The 15,436-nt window shown below is 65.3% G+C and carries 18 protein-coding genes; 13 read left to right on the top strand and 5 right to left on the bottom strand.

Features of this window, described 5'->3' with window-relative positions; all coding sequences use genetic code 11:
• Window positions 1-16 precede the first annotated feature (16 nt).
• The 4 genes from ccmB to JJE66_RS11310 all read left to right on the top strand — a co-directional run bounded on the left by ccmB (window position 17) and on the right by JJE66_RS11310 (window position 2,323).
• Window positions 17-685, top strand: a complete 669-nt coding sequence (ccmB, locus tag JJE66_RS11325) for a heme exporter protein CcmB (protein ID WP_200514349.1) — start codon at window positions 17-19, stop codon at window positions 683-685.
• An 89-nt stretch (window positions 686-774) separates the two neighbouring features.
• Window positions 775-1,560, top strand: coding sequence for a heme ABC transporter permease (locus JJE66_RS11320; protein ID WP_200514348.1), 786 nt, complete (start codon window positions 775-777; stop codon window positions 1,558-1,560).
• Complete coding sequence (gene ccmD / locus JJE66_RS11315) at window positions 1,557-1,742, top strand: heme exporter protein CcmD (RefSeq protein ID WP_200514347.1); 186 nt, start codon at window positions 1,557-1,559, stop codon at window positions 1,740-1,742. Before JJE66_RS11320 ends, ccmD begins: the two co-directional genes overlap by 4 nt.
• Window positions 1,739-2,323: a DsbE family thiol:disulfide interchange protein gene (locus JJE66_RS11310; protein ID WP_200514346.1), complete on the top strand. Its 585-nt coding sequence runs from the start codon at window positions 1,739-1,741 to the stop codon at window positions 2,321-2,323. Before ccmD ends, JJE66_RS11310 begins: the two co-directional genes overlap by 4 nt.
• 103 nt (window positions 2,324-2,426) lie before the next feature.
• Here the strand turns inward: JJE66_RS11310 and JJE66_RS11305 are convergent, their stop codons facing one another.
• Both JJE66_RS11305 and ftsY read right to left on the bottom strand, forming a co-directional pair.
• Complete coding sequence (locus JJE66_RS11305) at window positions 2,427-3,029, bottom strand: septation protein A (RefSeq protein WP_148778471.1); 603 nt, start codon at window positions 3,027-3,029, stop codon at window positions 2,427-2,429.
• A 2-nt stretch (window positions 3,030-3,031) separates the two neighbouring features.
• Entirely contained in the window at window positions 3,032-3,979 is a 948-nt protein-coding gene (gene ftsY, locus JJE66_RS11300) for a signal recognition particle-docking protein FtsY (protein WP_200514345.1), read from the bottom strand.
• Between the two features lie 60 nt (window positions 3,980-4,039).
• On the opposite strand from ftsY, the gene JJE66_RS11295 reads away from it, so the two are divergent.
• Both JJE66_RS11295 and JJE66_RS11290 read left to right on the top strand, forming a co-directional pair.
• On the top strand, window positions 4,040-4,741 hold the full coding sequence (locus JJE66_RS11295; protein WP_200514344.1) for an RluA family pseudouridine synthase: 702 nt from the start codon (window positions 4,040-4,042) through the stop codon (window positions 4,739-4,741).
• Window positions 4,742-4,918: 177 nt separating this feature from the next.
• Window positions 4,919-6,028 carry a DUF2336 domain-containing protein gene (locus JJE66_RS11290; RefSeq protein ID WP_200514343.1) on the top strand — a complete coding sequence of 370 codons (1,110 nt, stop codon included), beginning with the start codon at window positions 4,919-4,921 and terminating at the stop codon, window positions 6,026-6,028.
• A gap of 7 nt (window positions 6,029-6,035) precedes the next feature.
• Here JJE66_RS11290 and mtaB read toward each other — a convergent pair whose 3' ends face one another.
• Window positions 6,036-7,289, bottom strand: coding sequence for a tRNA (N(6)-L-threonylcarbamoyladenosine(37)-C(2))-methylthiotransferase MtaB (gene mtaB / locus JJE66_RS11285; protein ID WP_200514342.1), 1,254 nt, complete (start codon window positions 7,287-7,289; stop codon window positions 6,036-6,038).
• A complete protein-coding gene (dapF, locus tag JJE66_RS11280) occupies window positions 7,289-8,164 on the bottom strand; it encodes a diaminopimelate epimerase (RefSeq protein ID WP_200514341.1) in 876 nt (291 codons plus the stop codon). The genes mtaB and dapF overlap by 1 nt, the downstream gene beginning before the upstream one ends.
• A 207-nt stretch (window positions 8,165-8,371) precedes the next feature.
• Here dapF and JJE66_RS11275 point away from each other — a divergent pair, with 207 nt between their 5' ends.
• Together JJE66_RS11275 and JJE66_RS11270 are read left to right on the top strand one after the other, a co-directional pair.
• A complete protein-coding gene (locus JJE66_RS11275) occupies window positions 8,372-9,163 on the top strand; it encodes a GyrI-like domain-containing protein (protein ID WP_200514340.1) in 792 nt (263 codons plus the stop codon).
• A gap of 5 nt (window positions 9,164-9,168) precedes the next feature.
• On the top strand, window positions 9,169-9,876 hold the full coding sequence (locus JJE66_RS11270; protein WP_200514339.1) for an SIMPL domain-containing protein: 708 nt from the start codon (window positions 9,169-9,171) through the stop codon (window positions 9,874-9,876).
• Window positions 9,877-10,035: 159 nt separating this feature from the next.
• Here the strand turns inward: JJE66_RS11270 and JJE66_RS11265 are convergent, their stop codons facing one another.
• Window positions 10,036-11,049 (bottom strand): MBL fold metallo-hydrolase, encoded by a 1,014-nt coding sequence (locus tag JJE66_RS11265; RefSeq protein WP_200514338.1) that lies wholly within the window; start codon window positions 11,047-11,049, stop codon window positions 10,036-10,038.
• Window positions 11,050-11,417: 368 nt separating this feature from the next.
• Between JJE66_RS11265 and ffh the strand changes: the two genes are divergently transcribed.
• From ffh to rplS, 5 genes are all read left to right on the top strand, one after another.
• Window positions 11,418-12,962 carry a signal recognition particle protein gene (gene ffh, locus JJE66_RS11260; protein ID WP_200514337.1) on the top strand — a complete coding sequence of 515 codons (1,545 nt, stop codon included), beginning with the start codon at window positions 11,418-11,420 and terminating at the stop codon, window positions 12,960-12,962.
• Between the two features lie 86 nt (window positions 12,963-13,048).
• The gene (gene rpsP / locus JJE66_RS11255; RefSeq protein WP_200514336.1) at window positions 13,049-13,381 is read left to right on the top strand and encodes a 30S ribosomal protein S16; all 333 of its coding nucleotides are present in this window, start codon (window positions 13,049-13,051) and stop codon (window positions 13,379-13,381) included.
• Window positions 13,382-13,390: 9 nt separating this feature from the next.
• Entirely contained in the window at window positions 13,391-13,951 is a 561-nt protein-coding gene (rimM, locus tag JJE66_RS11250) for a ribosome maturation factor RimM (protein ID WP_200514335.1), read from the top strand.
• Window positions 13,952-14,058: 107 nt separating this feature from the next.
• On the top strand, window positions 14,059-14,808 hold the full coding sequence (gene trmD / locus JJE66_RS11245; RefSeq protein ID WP_200514334.1) for a tRNA (guanosine(37)-N1)-methyltransferase TrmD: 750 nt from the start codon (window positions 14,059-14,061) through the stop codon (window positions 14,806-14,808).
• A gap of 110 nt (window positions 14,809-14,918) precedes the next feature.
• Window positions 14,919-15,299, top strand: a complete 381-nt coding sequence (gene rplS / locus JJE66_RS11240; RefSeq protein ID WP_200514333.1) for a 50S ribosomal protein L19 — start codon at window positions 14,919-14,921, stop codon at window positions 15,297-15,299.
• Window positions 15,300-15,436: the final 137 nt, after the last annotated feature.

The raw sequence follows: 15,436 nt of genomic DNA, 5'->3' as shown, positions 1-15,436 counted from the left end.
CTGTCGGAGCCGCCCCATGACCGCCTGGTCCGCCCTCATCCGCCGGGACATCCGGATCGCGCTCCGCGTCGGCGGCGGGGCGCTGATCGGGGTGCTGTTTTTTCTGACCGTGGTGGTGCTGATGCCGTTCGCGGTGGGACCGGACCTGGCGCAGCTCGCGCGATTGGGGCCGGCGATCCTGTGGCTCGGCGCGCTGCTGGCCAGCCTGCTGACGCTGGACCGGCTGTTCATGGCCGATCATGAGGACGGCTCGCTCGACCTGATCACGATGAGCCGGACGCCGCTGGAACTGGCCTGCGCCGCCAAGGCGCTGGCGCATTGGCTGGCCGCGGGCCTGCCGCTGATCGTCGCAACCCCCGTGCTCGGCCTGCTGCTCAACCTCGACATGGTCGCCACGGCTGCGGTGGCGCTGACGCTGCTCGCCGGCACCCCCGCCCTGACCTTCACCGGCATGATCGGCGCCGCGCTGGCGGTGACCCTTCACCGGGGCGGACTGCTGATGGCGGTGCTGGTGCTGCCGTTGTCGATCCCCGTGCTGATTTTCGGGGTTGCGGCCTCGCAGGCCGCGATCACGGAGCCGTCGTCATTCGGCGCGCCGTTCTCGATCCTTTGCGCGCTGTCGCTGGTCAGCATGGTGATCGGCCCGTTCGCGGCGGCGGCGAGCCTGAAACATGGACTGGACTGAAATGGGCCGGCTGCCTTGACCCCGATCAACTTTCGCTGCGCGCTTTCATGCTGATTGCGTGAGCGCTGAGCTGTGATTATCAGGATACCATGACGCTGATCGACCTCGCCAACCCCACAAGGTTCCTTGCGTTGAGCGCGCGGGTGCTGCCGTGGCTTGCGGCTGCGACCGTCATCCTGCTCACGATCGGCCTCTATCAATCCGCGTACGCGCCCGACGATTATCAGCAGGGCGCGACGGTGAAGATCATGTTCATCCACGTGCCCAATGCCTGGCTGTCGATGTTCGTCTGGGGCGTGATGAGCATCGCCTCGCTCGGCACGCTGGTGTGGCGGCATCCGCTCGCCGACGTCGCCGCCAAGGCGGCCGCACCGATCGGCGCAGCCTTCACCTTCCTGGCGCTGCTCACGGGCTCGCTGTGGGGCCGGCCGATGTGGGGCACCTATTGGGAATGGGACGCGCGCCTGACCTCGGTGCTGATCCTTTTCCTGATGTATCTCGGCCTGATGGCGCTGTGGCGCGCGGTCGAGGATCCCTCGCGCGCGGCGCGCGCCGCCGCGGTGCTGACGCTGGTCGGCGCGATCAATCTGCCGATCATCAAATTCTCCGTCGATTGGTGGAACACGCTGCACCAACCGGCCTCGGTGATGCGCATGGGCGGATCGACGCTCGATAAGGCGTTCCTGATTCCGCTGCTGGTGATGGCGGTCGCATTCACGCTGCTGTTCGTCACGCTGCACATCGCGGCGATGCGCAACGAGATTTTGCGCCGGCGCGTGCGCTCGCTGCAAATGATGCAGGCGAGCCGCGTCGCGTTTTCGAGCGAAGTGGGTACCGGTTCGCGTCAAGAAAACGCGTCAAAAGGAACCGCATGATCATGTCGCTCGGTCCTTATGCATCCTTCATCGTGACATCTTACGTTGCAGTAGCCATCGTGGTCGCGCTCCTGATCGGCTGGGTGATCGTCGATTATCGCAACCAGACGGAGCGTTTGCGCGAGCTCGAGCGCAGCGGCGTCACCCGCCGCTCGGGCCGCAGTGCCGTGGACACACCATGAGCGATCAATCGACCTCCGCGACCCCGCAGCGCCGCACCTTCCTGATGGTACTGCCGCTGCTCGCCTTCATCGGACTGGCCGTGCTGTTCTGGTTCCGGCTCGGTAGCGGCGATCCCTCGCGGATTCCCTCCGCGCTGATCGGCCGGCCCGCGCCGCAAACCACGCTGCCGCCGCTCGAAGGATTGCAGGCCGACAGCGCACAAATCCCGGGCCTCGACCCGGCTGCCTTCAAGGGCAAGGTCAGCCTCGTCAACGTCTGGGCCTCCTGGTGCGTGCCGTGTCACGACGAGGCGCCGCTGCTGACGGAGCTCGCCAAGGACAAGCGTTTCCAGCTCGTCGGCATCAATTACAAGGATGCGCCCGACAACGCCCGCCGCTTCCTGGGGCGCTACGGCAACCCGTTCGGTCGCGTCGGCCTGGATGCCAACGGCCGCGCCTCGATCGAGTGGGGTGTCTATGGCGTGCCGGAGACGTTTGTCGTCGACCGCGAAGGCACCATCGTCTACAAGCTGGTCGGCCCGATCACGCCAGATAATTACCGGAGCGTGCTGCTGCCGGAGATGGAGAAGGCGTTGAAGTGATCCTCGTCATTGCGAGGAGCCCTTGCGACGAAGCAATCCAGAATCCGTCCGCTGAGACAGCTTGGATTGCTTCGCTTCGCTCGCAATGACGAACTGAGAAAAATCAGCCCTTCCGCACGTCCCCCGCCTCGGCCTCGCTGGTCTCCAGCGACACCGGCTCGACACCATAGCGCTTGGTCAGCGGCATCTGGGCGATGGCGAAGATCATGGTCAGCGGCGTCACGCCGAACACCTTGAAGTTCACCCAGAAATCCGTGCTCTGGGTGCGCCAGACGATCTCGTTCAGCACCGCCATGCCAGCGAAGAACAGCGCCCAGCGCAGCGTCAGGATGCGCCAGCCCTGCGGGGTCAGATTGAACATCTGGTCGAACATGACGGCGATGAAGGAGCGGCCGAACAACAGGCCGCCGCCGAGAATCGCGGCGAACAGGCCGTAGATGATGGTCGGCTTGACCTTGATGAAGGTCTCGTCGTGCAGAACCAGGGTCAGCGTGCCGAACACCAGCACGATGACGCCGGTCACGATCGCCATGATCGGGATGTGGCGCGTCACCACATAGGAGGCGATCATCGCCGCCACGATCGCGACCATGAAGGCGCCGGTCGCGGCGAACAGATTGAACTTCGCATTCACGAAGAAGAACACGAGCAGTGGACCGAGTTCGGTTGCAAGCTTGAACAGCGGGTGCGGCTGGGTCTTGTCCATACTCAACTTTCGATTCCGGCAATCGCGCGGGCGAAGTCGCGCGCGGTGAAGGGCGCGAGATCGTCGACGCCTTCGCCGACGCCGATGAAATGCACCGGCAGTTTGAATTTCTCCGCGAGCGCCACCAGGATGCCGCCGCGGGCGGTGCCGTCGAGCTTGGTCATCACGAGGCCGGTGACCCCTGCGGTGCGATGAAAGGCCTCGACCTGCGACAGGGCGTTCTGGCCGACGGTGGCGTCGAGCACGAGTAACACCGCGTGCGGCGCCGAAACGTCCACCTTTCGGATCACGCGCACGACCTTCTCGAGCTCGTTCATCAGCTCGGCCTTGTTCTGCAGCCGGCCGGCGGTGTCGATCAGGAGCACGTCGATGGCCTGCTCTTTCGCCGCCGTCAGCGCGTTGAAAGCAAGGCTCGCCGAGTCGGACCCCTGCGTGCCGGCGATCACCGGCGTCTTCGTGCGCTCGCCCCAGACCTTGAGCTGCTCGATGGCCGCTGCGCGAAACGTGTCGCCGGCCGCCAGCATCACCTTGCGGCCTTCTGAGGCGAATTTTTGCGAGAGCTTGCCGATGGTGGTGGTCTTGCCGGAGCCGTTGACCCCGACCACGAGGATGACGAACGGCTTATGAGCGGCGTCGATCTCGAGCGGCTTCGCGACCGGCGCCAGCACCTTCTCGACCTCGGTCGCGACCACGTGCTTGACCTCGTCAGCCGAGATCGCCTTGTCATAGCGTCCCGTGCCGACGGCGTCGGCGATCCGCACCGCGACCGAGGTACCGAGATCGGCACGCAGCAGCACATCCTCGATGTCGTCGAGCATGGCGCGGTCGAGCTTGCGCTTGGTGACGAGGTCGGCGACCGCAGTCCCGAGCGAGGACGAGGTACGCTTCAGCCCGTTGGACAGCCGGCGCCACCAGCTCAGCTTGGGGGTCTCGGAGGTGGTATCGTTCATGATGGCGGTGTGTTAGCCGTTCCGGCCCGTAAACGAAAGTCTTGAACGAAAGTCTTGCAATTGCTCGATGTTCCCGAATTGACCGCCGAGGAGATCCAGTCGCGCGTGCTTCATCGCGACGGGCTGATGCTGATCATCGACAAGCCGTGCGGCCTGCCGGTGCATCGCGGCCCCAAGGGAGGCGCCAATCTGGAAACCTCGTTCGACGCGCTCTGCTTCGGCCTGCCGCGGCCGCCGGTGCTGGCCCACCGGCTGGACAAGGACACCTCCGGCTGCCTCGTGCTCGGCCGCCATCGGAAAGCCACCGCCTCGCTCGGCCTCCTCTTCAAGCATGGCAAGATCGGCAAGACCTACTGGACCGTGGTCGAGGGCGGCCCGGCCGAGGACGAAGGCACCATCGACATGCCGCTCGGCCGGCTCAACGCCGAACGCGGCTGGTGGCAGAAGCCCGACCCGGAGGGGCAAAAGGCGATCACCAACTGGAAGGTGATGGGCCGGGGCGACGGGCTGACCTGGCTGGCCATGGAACCGGTGACCGGCCGGACCCATCAATTGCGGGTGCATTCGTCAGCGACGGGATGGCCGATTTTCGGCGATAACATTTACGGCAACGGGCCGCGCTTCGGCGAACCGCGGTTGCACCTGCATTCCCGCGAGATCGTGGTGCCGATCTCTCGGAACAAGGAGCCGATCCGCGTGGTGGCGCCGGCCCCGCTCCACATGCACGAGAAGCTCCGCGCCTGCGGCTGGAATGGGGAATAGGTGCCGCTGTCGTTCACCTCTCCCGCTCGCGGGAGCGGTCGCGCCGAAGGCGCTGCCGCAATTGAACCTGATCTCAACACGCTCAGGGCCATAGTTTACGAAACCTTCAGTGCTCGTCTCTAATGATAGCGGTTGCTTAGAACAAGCCTCCCATCCGCTCAGGACGAGCAACGCGTCATGTCCACGGCCGAACTATCGATTATCGACGAGGTCGAATCCGCCATTCGGATAGGCTCGGCGGAAAAGGGCCTCGAAACGGCCCGGCGCGTCACCGACCTGTTCCTGTCCTCGGCCGGAAGTTTTGACGACGAGCAGATCGCGCTGTTCGACGACGTGCTCGAGCGCCTGATCGGCACCATCGAGCTGCGCGCCATCGCCGACATGGGTGCGCGCGTCGCACTGGCCGAAATCAGCGCCCAGCTCGCACCGATCGCGCAAGCACCGCCCTCCGTGATCCGCCGCCTCGCCAACAATGACGAGATCCGCATCGCCGGTCCCGTGCTGCAGGAATCCGCCCGCCTCGACGAGGGCGAACTGGTAAAGATCGCCTCGACCAAGGGCGAGCCGCATCTGCTTGCGGTCGCGGGCCGCTGGTGGCTGAAGGAAATTGTCACCGACGCGTTGCTGGCGCGCCGCTATCCCAGCGTCAGCCGCCGCCTTGCCGGCAATCCCGGCGCGCGCCTCTCGGGTAACGGATTTGCCGTCATTGTCGGGCAGGCCGAGTCCGATCCCGAACTCGCGGTCAGCGTGGGCGTTCGCCTCGACCTCCCATCGGAGCTGCGCCGGCAATTGCTGCGCTCGGCGACGGATGTGGTTCGCACGCGGCTGTTGTCGCGCGCGCCACCGGATCTGTTCGAGGAGATCCACAGCGCGATCGCCGCTGTCACCGTCGGCGTCGAGCGCGAGATGTCGGGCGTCCGCGATTTCGAGGGCGCCAAGCGGGCGATCGCAAATCTCAAGGCATCCGGCCAGCTCAACGAGGCGACGCTGCTCGGCTTCGCCAGGCAGCGGCGTTATGAGGAGTCCGTGGCCGCCTTGGCGGCGTTATCCGGCTCAACGGTCGAAGTCATTCGCCCGCTGATGCAGAGCCTGCGCGAAGACGGCTTGCTGGTGCCCTGCAAGGCGGCACAGCTGAGATGGGAAACCACGGCCGCGGTGCTCGAAAGCCGCTTTGCGACCGGCGCGATGAAGCCGGCCGATCTTGTCCGGGCGCAAAGCAATTTTGCGCGCATGACGCCGGAGAATGCGCGGCGCACGCTGCGGTTCTGGCAGGTGCGGGCGTCGTAGCGGCGGATTATGTCGTTAGCCGTTCGCCATCGTTGCCGGCGATCCTGAGCGGCACGATGCTGCCGACGCTCGCGCCCGCAACCGCCACCGGCAGATAGTGCTCCGTGCGCCCCTGCCCCTCGCTCTCGATCAGCACATCGCGCGTCACGCCGATCTCGGCTTGCAGCCGCTGGCGCAACGCTGCCTCGCCCGCCGCGCGCAGCCGCTTCGCGCGCTCCTTGATCGCACCGCCCGCGACCTGCGGCATCCGCGCGGCCGGCGTGCCGGGGCGTGGAGAATACGGGAAGACGTGCAGAAACGTCAGGCCGCATTCCTCGACCAGATCGAGCGAGCGCGAGAACATCTCTTCCGTTTCGGTCGGAAAGCCCGCGATGATGTCGGCGCCAAAGGCGATGTCGGGACGCAGGCGGCGTACCTGGTCGCACAATGCGATCGCATCCTGTCGCGAATGCCGCCGCTTCATCCGCTTCAAGATCATGTCGTCGCCGGATTGCAGCGACAGGTGCAGATGCGGCATCAGCCGCGCATCGTCGGCGATGGCATCGAGCAGATCGGCATCCGCCTCGATCGAATCGATCGAGGAGATGCGCAGCCGCCTCAACTCCGGCACATGCCGCAAAATCTGCCTGGTCAACATCCCGAGCTTTGGCGCACCCGGCAGATCGGCGCCGTAGCTGGTGAGATCGACGCCGGTCAGCACGATTTCGGCATGGCCGCGGGCGACCAGCGTCCGCACCTGATCGACCACCGCGCCCATCGGCACCGAGCGCGAATTGCCGCGGCCGTAAGGGATGATGCAGAAGGTGCAGCGATGGTCGCAGCCGTTCTGCACCTGCACGAACACGCGCGGCAAACCACTTGCGTAGCCGGCGATGAGATGCGGCGCCATCTCCTTCACGGCCATGATGTCGCTCACCGCGATCTTCTCGCTGGCGCCGAGATCGAAGGCGTCGCGCGCCTGGCGCCACGCATCACCGCGCATTTTATCGTCGTTGCCGACGACGCGATCGACCTCAGTCATGTCGGCGAACATGCCACTTTGCGTCTGCGCCGCGCAGCCGGTGACGACGATGCGCGCACTTGGCCGCTCACGCTTCAACTTGCGGATCGACTGCCGCGCCTGCGCCACCGCCTCGTTGGTGACGGCGCAGCTGTTGACGACGATGGTGTCGGAGAGTCCCGCCCCCTCCGCCTCACGGCGGATCACCTCGGCCTCGAAGGAGTTGAGGCGGCAGCCGAAGGTGACGATGTCGACGGCCATCAGCCGACCGGCGCGAACAGCGCCGGATCGAAATTGCCTTCATACTCGAAGGTCGCCGTGCCCGTCATCAGCACGTGGTCGTCGCGCTCGCGCCATTCGATGCCGAGCTTGCCGCCGGGTAGCGTCATCTCGACCTTGCGCTCGGTGCGCTTCAAGCGCGCCGCCGCAACCGCGGTCGCACAGGCCGCCGAGCCGCACGCCCTGGTCAGCCCGGCGCCGCGCTCCCAGGTGCGCATCGTGATGTGGTCGCGATCGACGATATGGGCGAGCGTGATGTTAGCGCGGTCAGGGAAGATCGGATGATTTTCCAGCAGCGGACCAAAGCGCTCGAGATCATAGGCGTTGACGTCATCGACCCAGAAGATCGCGTGCGGATTGCCCATGCTGACCACGGAGGGCGAATGCAGGATCGGCTTGTCGATCGGCCCGATCTGCAATTCGATGTAGCGGGTGTCGCGGAATTCCTGGTCGAGCGGAATGTCCTTCCAGCCGAACTTCGGCGCGCCCATGTCGACGGTGTAGAGGTCGGGTGCCGGACCCTGCCAGGCATTGAGCAGGCCGGCTCGAGTCTCGAAGGTCACCGTGGTCTGCCCGCTCTTCTCGAAGATGCGCCGCACCACGCAGCGCATGCCGTTGCCGCAGGCGCCGGCTTCCGAGCCGTCACTGTTGTAGATGCTGATGAACGCTTCGGTGCCGTCGAGCCGCGGCTTCTGCAGCACCATGAGCTGGTCATAGGGCACGCCGCCCTCGGCCGACGCCACCGCGCGCGCATCGCCCGGCGTCACCGGGCCCGCGGAATCGCGCATGTCGACAACGACGATCTCGTTGCCGATGCCGTTCATCTTGGCAAATGCGTGGTTGGCCAGCGCGCTCATGAAAATTCCCGAATTTCGCCCGTGTTATATGGCGATCCTTGGCGGCTTGGCCAGTGATTTGGCGCCGGCAGCCAACGTGGACCCATGACGCATCTGTCATGGGACGAATTCGGCGCTCGCGTGTTAGAACGGCGCGGGACGCGCGAACCGGGACGCGCGGTCGGATTAAGGCCTTGGTGGATCAGGGCCTCGGGGAGAATAGATAGAATGAATCACTTTTGCCGTCTCGCTCTGGCCGCGCTGATCCCGACAGCGGTCTTGTCGTTTGGCCTGTCCGGCGCTCTGGCGCAGACGACGAGCCCGGCGCCCGCCGCGTCGGCAAGTCCTTCTCCGACAAGTCCTTCTCCGACAAGTCCCGCGCCGGCGCCTTCAGCCTCCCCGGCCGCGGGCGCTTCGCCCGCACCGGCGGCAACGCCGTCTCCGGCGGCCAGTGCCTCGCCCTTACCTGCAGCATCGCCATCCCCCGCAGCCAATGCCTCACCCAGCCCGGCGGTCCCGCCGCCCGCTGCTGCCGCCACGCCCGCCCCGGTGCAGAGCGCCGATCCCTTTGGCCTGGAGACCACGCTCGAGGCCAAGAAGGTCGTGATGATCAAGGGTACCGCCAATTGGGACTCGGCCTTCGACACCCTGGTCGACGCCTTCAAGACGCTGAACGCGCTGCTCGACAAGCAGGGCATCAAGCACGCGGGCAATCCGATGATCGTCTACACCTCCACGGACGACACCGGCTTCACCTTCCTCGCCGAAATCCCGGTCGAGCAGGATCCGAAGAACCTGACCAAGGACATGAGCATCGGCAAATCGCCCGAGGGCAAGGCGCTGAAATTCGTCCATCGCGGCTCCTACGACAACATGGACAACACCTATGAGGCGATCACCAATCACCTCGACGACAAGAAGCTCGAAGCCAAGGACACCTTCATCGAGGAGTACCTCACCGATCCCCTCAAGACGGCCGAGGACAAGCTCGTGATCAACGTGTTCGTACCGCTGAAGTGAGACCGATGAAAAAGCCTGTCGCCGTCGCCGCTATCCTCGCTGCCGCCACCCTGCTGGCAGCGCCCGCACTCGCCGATGATTTCCCCTCCGCCATCTCCGTGAGCGGCGAGGCGACCGTTTTGGCGGCGCCCGACCTCGCGCAGATCGATGCCGGCGTCGCCAACGACGCCAAGACGGCGAAGGAAGCATCCGACGCCAACAACGCCGCGATGGGCAAGGTGCTGCTGGCTCTCAAGGGCATCGGCATTGCCGAGAAGGACTACCAGACCTCGCGGCTGTCGCTTCAGCCGCAATACGGCCAGAACAAATCCACCGGTGCCTCGCCCGTGGTCGGCTTCCGCGCCTCCAACCGCGTCACCGTCAAAATTCGCGACGTGACCAAGGTCGCCGGCATCATCGACACGCTGGTCGGCGCCGGCGCGAACGACATCGGCAACATCTCCTTCGAAGTAACGCAGGCCTCAAAGCTGCTCGACGACGCGCGCGAGCAGGCGGTGGTGGACGCGCGTCGCAAAGCCGAGATCTACGCCAAGGCCACCGGCGTCACCTTGGGCGCGCCGCTCAGCGTTGTCGAAGGCGGGGCTCCGATGCCGTTGTTCAAGGGCCGCATGGCCGCTGCGCCGATGGCCGCACCCGCTGCCGTCGCACCCGGCGAGGAAACGCTGTCGGTGACGGTGAATGTGAGCTGGGCGATCAAGGCAAAAGAGCAATAGCTCTCTTGTCCCGGACGCGCTGCAGCGTGAAACGCTGCTGCGCTGAGCCGGGACCCAGAAAGCAACACTGCACTATACGGCGACATGGGCCCCGGCTCTGCATCGCACCGTCGTAGAGACGCTGCGATGCGTCCGGGGCACGAGCAGTTTGCCAGGACGCTAAATCTCCACCACCTGCCCCGGCTTCATCGCCACGAACCGCTCCTGCGAAATCTCGGCGGCATCGAGCGCCTCGACCAGCGCCTTGGCCGGCGCATCGATCGCTTCATCCGTCAGCTGGAACGTCCCGTGATGGTGCCCGAGCGCGGCTTGCGCGCCGCAATCGGCGAGCGCCTTCACGGCATCCTCCGGATTCATGTGCTGGTCGCGCATGAACCAGCGCGGTTCGTAGGCGCCGATGGGAAGGATCGCGAGCCGCAACGGCCCGTGCTGCTCGGCGACGCGACGGAAATGCCCGCCGTCGCCATAGCCGGAATCGCAGACCACGTAGATTTTCCCGGCCGGCGTCTCCAGCACGAAGCTCGCCCACAGCGCCTTGTTGCGATCGAACATGCCGCGTGCCGTCCAGTGCCGGGTCGGCACCAGCGTCACGGCCACGCCACCACCGAGCTCGACGCGATCGTGCCAGTCGAAGGCTTCCGCCTTGATCGCGGAATCAGCGCTGCGCATGGTGACGTCGTTGCCGAGCGGGGTAACCACGCGCGGTGCAAAATTCTTGGCGAGCCGCGCCAGTGTCGCGACGTCGAGATGATCGTAATGCCCGTGCGAGACCAGCACGACATCGATCTTCGGCAAATGATCGAAGGCAATACCGGGATCGTTGTGCCGCTTCGGCCCGGCCCACCCCACCGGCGAGACCCGCATTGACCAGACGGGATCGACAAGGATGTTGAGGCCGCCGGTCTGGATCAGCCAGCTGGCATGGCCGACAAAGGAAAGCCGCACCCTGTCGCCATCGACGCGTTCCGGCGGGGTGTCGGCATGGGAGTTCGGCACCCAATCCGGCCACGTCTCGCGCTTCCGCCCACCGCCGAACTGCCAGCGGAACACCTCGCCGAGCGATCTCGGCGGCGCGCCGTCCGGGTCAAAGAAGTGCAGGCCGTTGAAGTGGTCGGAGACGGGTCCGTCGTAGGTTTTCATGCGGGAGATCCAAGGGGATGGCACACCAACCATTGCTGCGCCCCGGCGAGCAGTAGCGGGTGACCGGCGCGGGGCGGACTTAGGGATGGTTAAGGCGGTAAGACATCACCGCCTATATGGGCGGAGCCAGCAGAAAAGGAACCCATCGCCAAAACGGTCATATTTTCAGGCTCTTGCCCTACCGGACGGCCCCCGGCACCCTAACTTTCCTTGACTTTTGGGCGTGAGCGGCGTTTAACCCCGCCACTTTCTCGGAAAGGCTTTCTTTTCGACCCGCCGACTGGCCCTGGAGGCCAGCGGTCAACGCCCGACAGCGCTATGCGCCCTCGGGCGCAAAAGTGTTTGGATTTTCTGCTCCCTCGCTCCGCTCTTGCGGGGAGAGGTTAAAAAGGACAACGGCATTGTTCGACAATCTGTCGGAACGGCTTGGCGGCATTCTCGATCGTCTGACGGGGCGCGGTGCGCTGACCGAAAAGGACGTCGACGCCGCGATGCGCGAGGTGCGCCGGGCGCTGCTGGAAGCCGACGTCGCGCTCGAAGTGGTACGCAGCTTCACTGAACGCGTCCGCGAGCAGGCGATCGGCGCCACCGTCGTCAAGTCGGTCACGCCCGGCCAGATGGTGGTCAAAATCGTCCACGACGAGCTGATCAACACGCTCGGCGCCGAAAGCCAGACCATCGACGTCAATTCCGTGCCGCCGGTGCCGATCATGATGGTCGGTCTGCAAGGCTCGGGTAAAACCACCACCACCGCAAAACTCGCCCGCCGCATGGTCCAGCGCGACAAGCGCAAGGTGCTGATGGCCTCGCTCGACATCTATCGGCCGGCGGCGATGGAACAGCTGGCCGTGCTCGGCCGCGACCTCGACATTCCGACCCTGCCGATCGTGGCGGGACAACAGCCGGCGCAGATCGCCAAGCGCGCGCTGGAAGCCGGCAAGCTCGGCGGCTACGACATCGTGCTGCTCGACACCGCCGGCCGCACCACACTCGACGAAGAGATGATGGCGGAAGCAGCAAGCATCAAGGCTGCCGCCAATCCGCATGAAGTGCTGCTGGTCGCCGACAGCCTCACCGGCCAGGACGCCGTCAATCTTGCCCGCGCGTTCGACGAGCGCGTCGGCCTCACCGGCATCGTGCTGACGCGCGTCGACGGCGACGGCCGCGGCGGCGCCGCGCTGTCGATGCGCGCGGTCACCGGCAAGCCGATCAAGCTGATCGGCACCGGCGAAAAGACCGATGCGCTGGAAGATTTTCATCCCGATCGTATCGCCGGCCGCATCCTCGGCATGGGCGACGTGGTGTCGCTGGTTGAACGTGCCGCCGCCAACATCGACGCCGAAAAGGCCGCGCGCACCGCCGAGCGCATGCGCAAGGGTCAGTTCGACCTCAACGACATGCGCGAGCAGCTCTCGCAGATGGCAAACATGGGCGGCATCAGCGGGCTGATGGGCATGATGCCCGGCATCGCCAAGATGAAGAACCAGATCGCGGCCGCCGGCATCGACGACAAGATTTTGAAGCGCCAGGTCGCGGTGATCGATTCGATGACGCGCGACGAGCGCCGTCATCCGGACCTCCTGAAGGCGAGCCGCAAGAAGCGCATTGCCGCAGGCAGCGGCCAGAGCGTCGAGCAAGTCAACAAGCTGCTGAAGATGCACCGGAACATGGCCGACATGATGAAGGCCATGGGCTCGGGCAAGCGCGGCCCGCTCGCCGGCATCGCGCAGGCGATGGGCTTTGGCGGCGGCATGAAGCCGCCTTCGCCGGAAGAGATGAAGGCTCTTCAGGAAAAGATGCAAGGCGGCGGACAGGGTTTGCCCAGCCTGCCGAAGGATTTGCCGGCCGGTCTGCGTACCGGCCTGCCGAACGTTCCTGGACTGACCGGGCTGAGCGGCAAGCCGACCTTGCCGGGTCTCGGCGGTTTTCCAGGCAAGAAGAAATGAGGAATTCGTCGCGCGGGATCGATAAGCGTCCCGCGCAACGCGGAATACCAATCAACCGAACAGACTGTACTTTAAAGGAGAACCAAATGTCCGTCGTTATCCGCCTCGCCCGCGCAGGCACCAAGAAGCGTCCCGTCTATCACGTCGTCGTCGCCGACTCGCGCTTCCCCCGCGATGGCCGCTTCATCGAGCGTCTCGGCTATTTCAACCCGCTGCTGCCGAAGGACAACGAGACCCGGCTGAAGCTCGACATGGACAAGGTCAAGGCCTGGCTCGCCAAGGGCGCGCAGCCCTCGGACCGCGTCTCGCGCTTCCTCGACGCCGCCGGCGTCAAGAAGCGCGAAGCGCGCAGCAACCCGGAGAAGGCCGTGCCGCGCAAGGAGCGCAAGGCGCAGGCCGAAGCCGCCGCGAAGAGTTAAGGTTCGATCATGTCGGCGCTGATCTGCGTCGCGCGGATCGGCGCCGCGCATGGGGTGCGCGGTGCGGTCAAATTGTGGACTTTTACGGAAGATCCCTTTGCCGTACGCAGCTACGGGCCGCTTGTTTCCAAGGACGGCAAGCGCCAGTTCGAACTGGCGCAGGCTCGCGAAGCCAAGGATCATCTGGTCGCGACGTTCAAGGGCGTCACGACCCGCGATGACGCCGAGCGTCTCAACGGAATCGAACTCTATGTCGCGCGCGAAAAACTGCCGGCGACGGATGAGGACGAATATTACCACGCCGATCTGATCGGGCTCGACGCCGTCACCACGGATGGCGATGCGCTCGGCCGCGTGCTGGCGATCCATAATTTCGGTGCCGGCGACATCATCGAGATCGCGCCGCTCAAGGGCGCGACGATGTTGTTGCCGTTCACCAACGCAGTTGTGCCGGAGGTCGACATCGCCGGCGGCCGCGTCGTGATCGCGCTGCCGCAGGAGATCGAGGGCGACAAGGACGGAGACGAAGACCTTTCCCCGAGTCGTCCCGGCGAAGGCCGGGACCCATAACCACAGGCCGTGGTTTTTGGCTAAGCTGGTGGCTCCGATCATCGCAAAATTGCCTGCGGTGGCTATGGGTCGCGGCCTTCGCCGGACGACGAGACGTTTTGGATACGATGACAACGCCCTGGCGCGCGACGGTGCTGACGCTGTTTCCGGAGATGTTTCCGGGGCCACTCGGCGTGAGCCTGGCCGGCCGGGCGCTGGCCACCGGGCTGTGGGAGATCGAGGCCTGCGACATCCGGGCTTCCGCGACCGACCGCCACCGCAGCGTCGATGACACCCCGGCAGGCGGCGGCCCGGGCATGGTGCTACGGGCGGATGTCTTGGCGGCCGCGATCGATGTCGCTGATATTCGGCCCGACCGGCCCCGCCTGCTGATGAGCCCGCGCGGTCGGCCATTGACCCAGGCCCGCGTCGTGGAGCTTGCCCAGGGACCTGGCCCCCTGATCGTCTGTGGGCGGTTCGAGGGGATCGACCAGCGGGTGATTGACGGGCGCGGCCTGGAGGAGGTCTCGATCGGCGACTACGTGCTCTCCGGGGGCGAAATCGCCGCTTTGGCCCTGATCGACGCCTGCGTGCGGCTGCTGCCGGGCGTCATGGGCAAGGAGGCCTCGGGAACCGAGGAGAGTTTTTCGGACGGCCTGCTCGAATATCCCCAATACACCCGTCCGCAGCTGTTCGAAGGGGTTCCGATCCCGGAGATCCTGACCTCCGGCGACCATGCCAAGGTCGCGGCTTGGCGGCGGGCCGAATCCGAGGCTCTGACGGCCGCCCGGCGGCCGGATCTGTGGGCCCAAATCCCGGCCAAAGCCCCGAATCGGCCCGGACGCCAAAAAACGCCAAAAAACAAGACAGACGGGTGACAAACGCTCCGGCTTGCCTTATAGGAGCGGCCACATCCGCAATGGCTGGATAAACGAATTTCGCGCGGCCCCCGTTTCGCAAGGCTGGGCGCGCCGATGGAGATTACCCCATGAACCTGATCCAACAGCTCGAAAAAGAGCAATTCGACAAGCTGTCCGCCGGCAAGGTCATTCCGGAGTTCGGTCCCGGCGATACCGTGATCGTCAACGTGAAGGTCGTCGAAGGCGACCGCACCCGCGTGCAGGCCTATGAAGGCGTCTGCATCGGCCGTTCCGGCGGTGGCCTCAACGAGAGCTTCACCGTCCGCAAGATCTCCTATGGCGAGGGCGTGGAGCGCGTGTTCCCGGTGATGTCGCCGATGATTGATTCGATCAAGGTGGTGCGTCGCGGCAAGGTGCGTCGCGCCAAGCTCTATTACCTCCGCAATCTCCGCGGCAAGTCGGCCCGCATCGTCGAGAAGACTGAGCACGCCAAGGCCGTCAACGAGTAAGCTTCGCTACCAGGCAAGTTTCTAGAAAGCGCGGGGCCAAACACCCCGCGCTTTTTTGTTGCCTCAGCCGTGCGCGTCAAAGCCCTCGCGCTTCCAAATCTCCCTGCTATATATTCCTGGAATGTTTCCAGATCCGA

Source organism: Bradyrhizobium diazoefficiens (genome assembly GCF_016612535.1).
Taxonomy (GTDB): domain Bacteria; phylum Pseudomonadota; class Alphaproteobacteria; order Rhizobiales; family Xanthobacteraceae; genus Bradyrhizobium; species Bradyrhizobium diazoefficiens_C.
Note: the sequence above shows the minus strand (reverse complement) of the source record. Positions and strands in the feature narration are given on the sequence as shown.

Coding starts and splice junctions, on each gene's coding strand:
- JJE66_RS11305 (WP_148778471.1), bottom strand. CDS start 3,029: ATGGACAAGACCCAGCCGCACCCGCTGTTCAAGCTTGCAACCGAACTC.
- JJE66_RS11275 (WP_200514340.1), top strand. CDS start 8,372: ATGAATCACTTTTGCCGTCTCGCTCTGGCCGCGCTGATCCCGACAGCG.
- ccmD (WP_200514347.1), top strand. CDS start 1,557: ATGATCATGTCGCTCGGTCCTTATGCATCCTTCATCGTGACATCTTAC.
- ftsY (WP_200514345.1), bottom strand. CDS start 3,979: ATGAACGATACCACCTCCGAGACCCCCAAGCTGAGCTGGTGGCGCCGG.
- ccmB (WP_200514349.1), top strand. CDS start 17: ATGACCGCCTGGTCCGCCCTCATCCGCCGGGACATCCGGATCGCGCTC.
- rpsP (WP_200514336.1), top strand. CDS start 13,049: ATGTCCGTCGTTATCCGCCTCGCCCGCGCAGGCACCAAGAAGCGTCCC.
- JJE66_RS11265 (WP_200514338.1), bottom strand. CDS start 11,049: ATGGTTGGTGTGCCATCCCCTTGGATCTCCCGCATGAAAACCTACGAC.
- JJE66_RS11270 (WP_200514339.1), top strand. CDS start 9,169: ATGAAAAAGCCTGTCGCCGTCGCCGCTATCCTCGCTGCCGCCACCCTG.
- JJE66_RS11310 (WP_200514346.1), top strand. CDS start 1,739: ATGAGCGATCAATCGACCTCCGCGACCCCGCAGCGCCGCACCTTCCTG.
- dapF (WP_200514341.1), bottom strand. CDS start 8,164: ATGAGCGCGCTGGCCAACCACGCATTTGCCAAGATGAACGGCATCGGC.
- rplS (WP_200514333.1), top strand. CDS start 14,919: ATGAACCTGATCCAACAGCTCGAAAAAGAGCAATTCGACAAGCTGTCC.
- rimM (WP_200514335.1), top strand. CDS start 13,391: ATGTCGGCGCTGATCTGCGTCGCGCGGATCGGCGCCGCGCATGGGGTG.
- JJE66_RS11290 (WP_200514343.1), top strand. CDS start 4,919: ATGTCCACGGCCGAACTATCGATTATCGACGAGGTCGAATCCGCCATT.
- trmD (WP_200514334.1), top strand. CDS start 14,059: ATGACAACGCCCTGGCGCGCGACGGTGCTGACGCTGTTTCCGGAGATG.
- mtaB (WP_200514342.1), bottom strand. CDS start 7,289: ATGGCCGTCGACATCGTCACCTTCGGCTGCCGCCTCAACTCCTTCGAG.
- JJE66_RS11320 (WP_200514348.1), top strand. CDS start 775: ATGACGCTGATCGACCTCGCCAACCCCACAAGGTTCCTTGCGTTGAGC.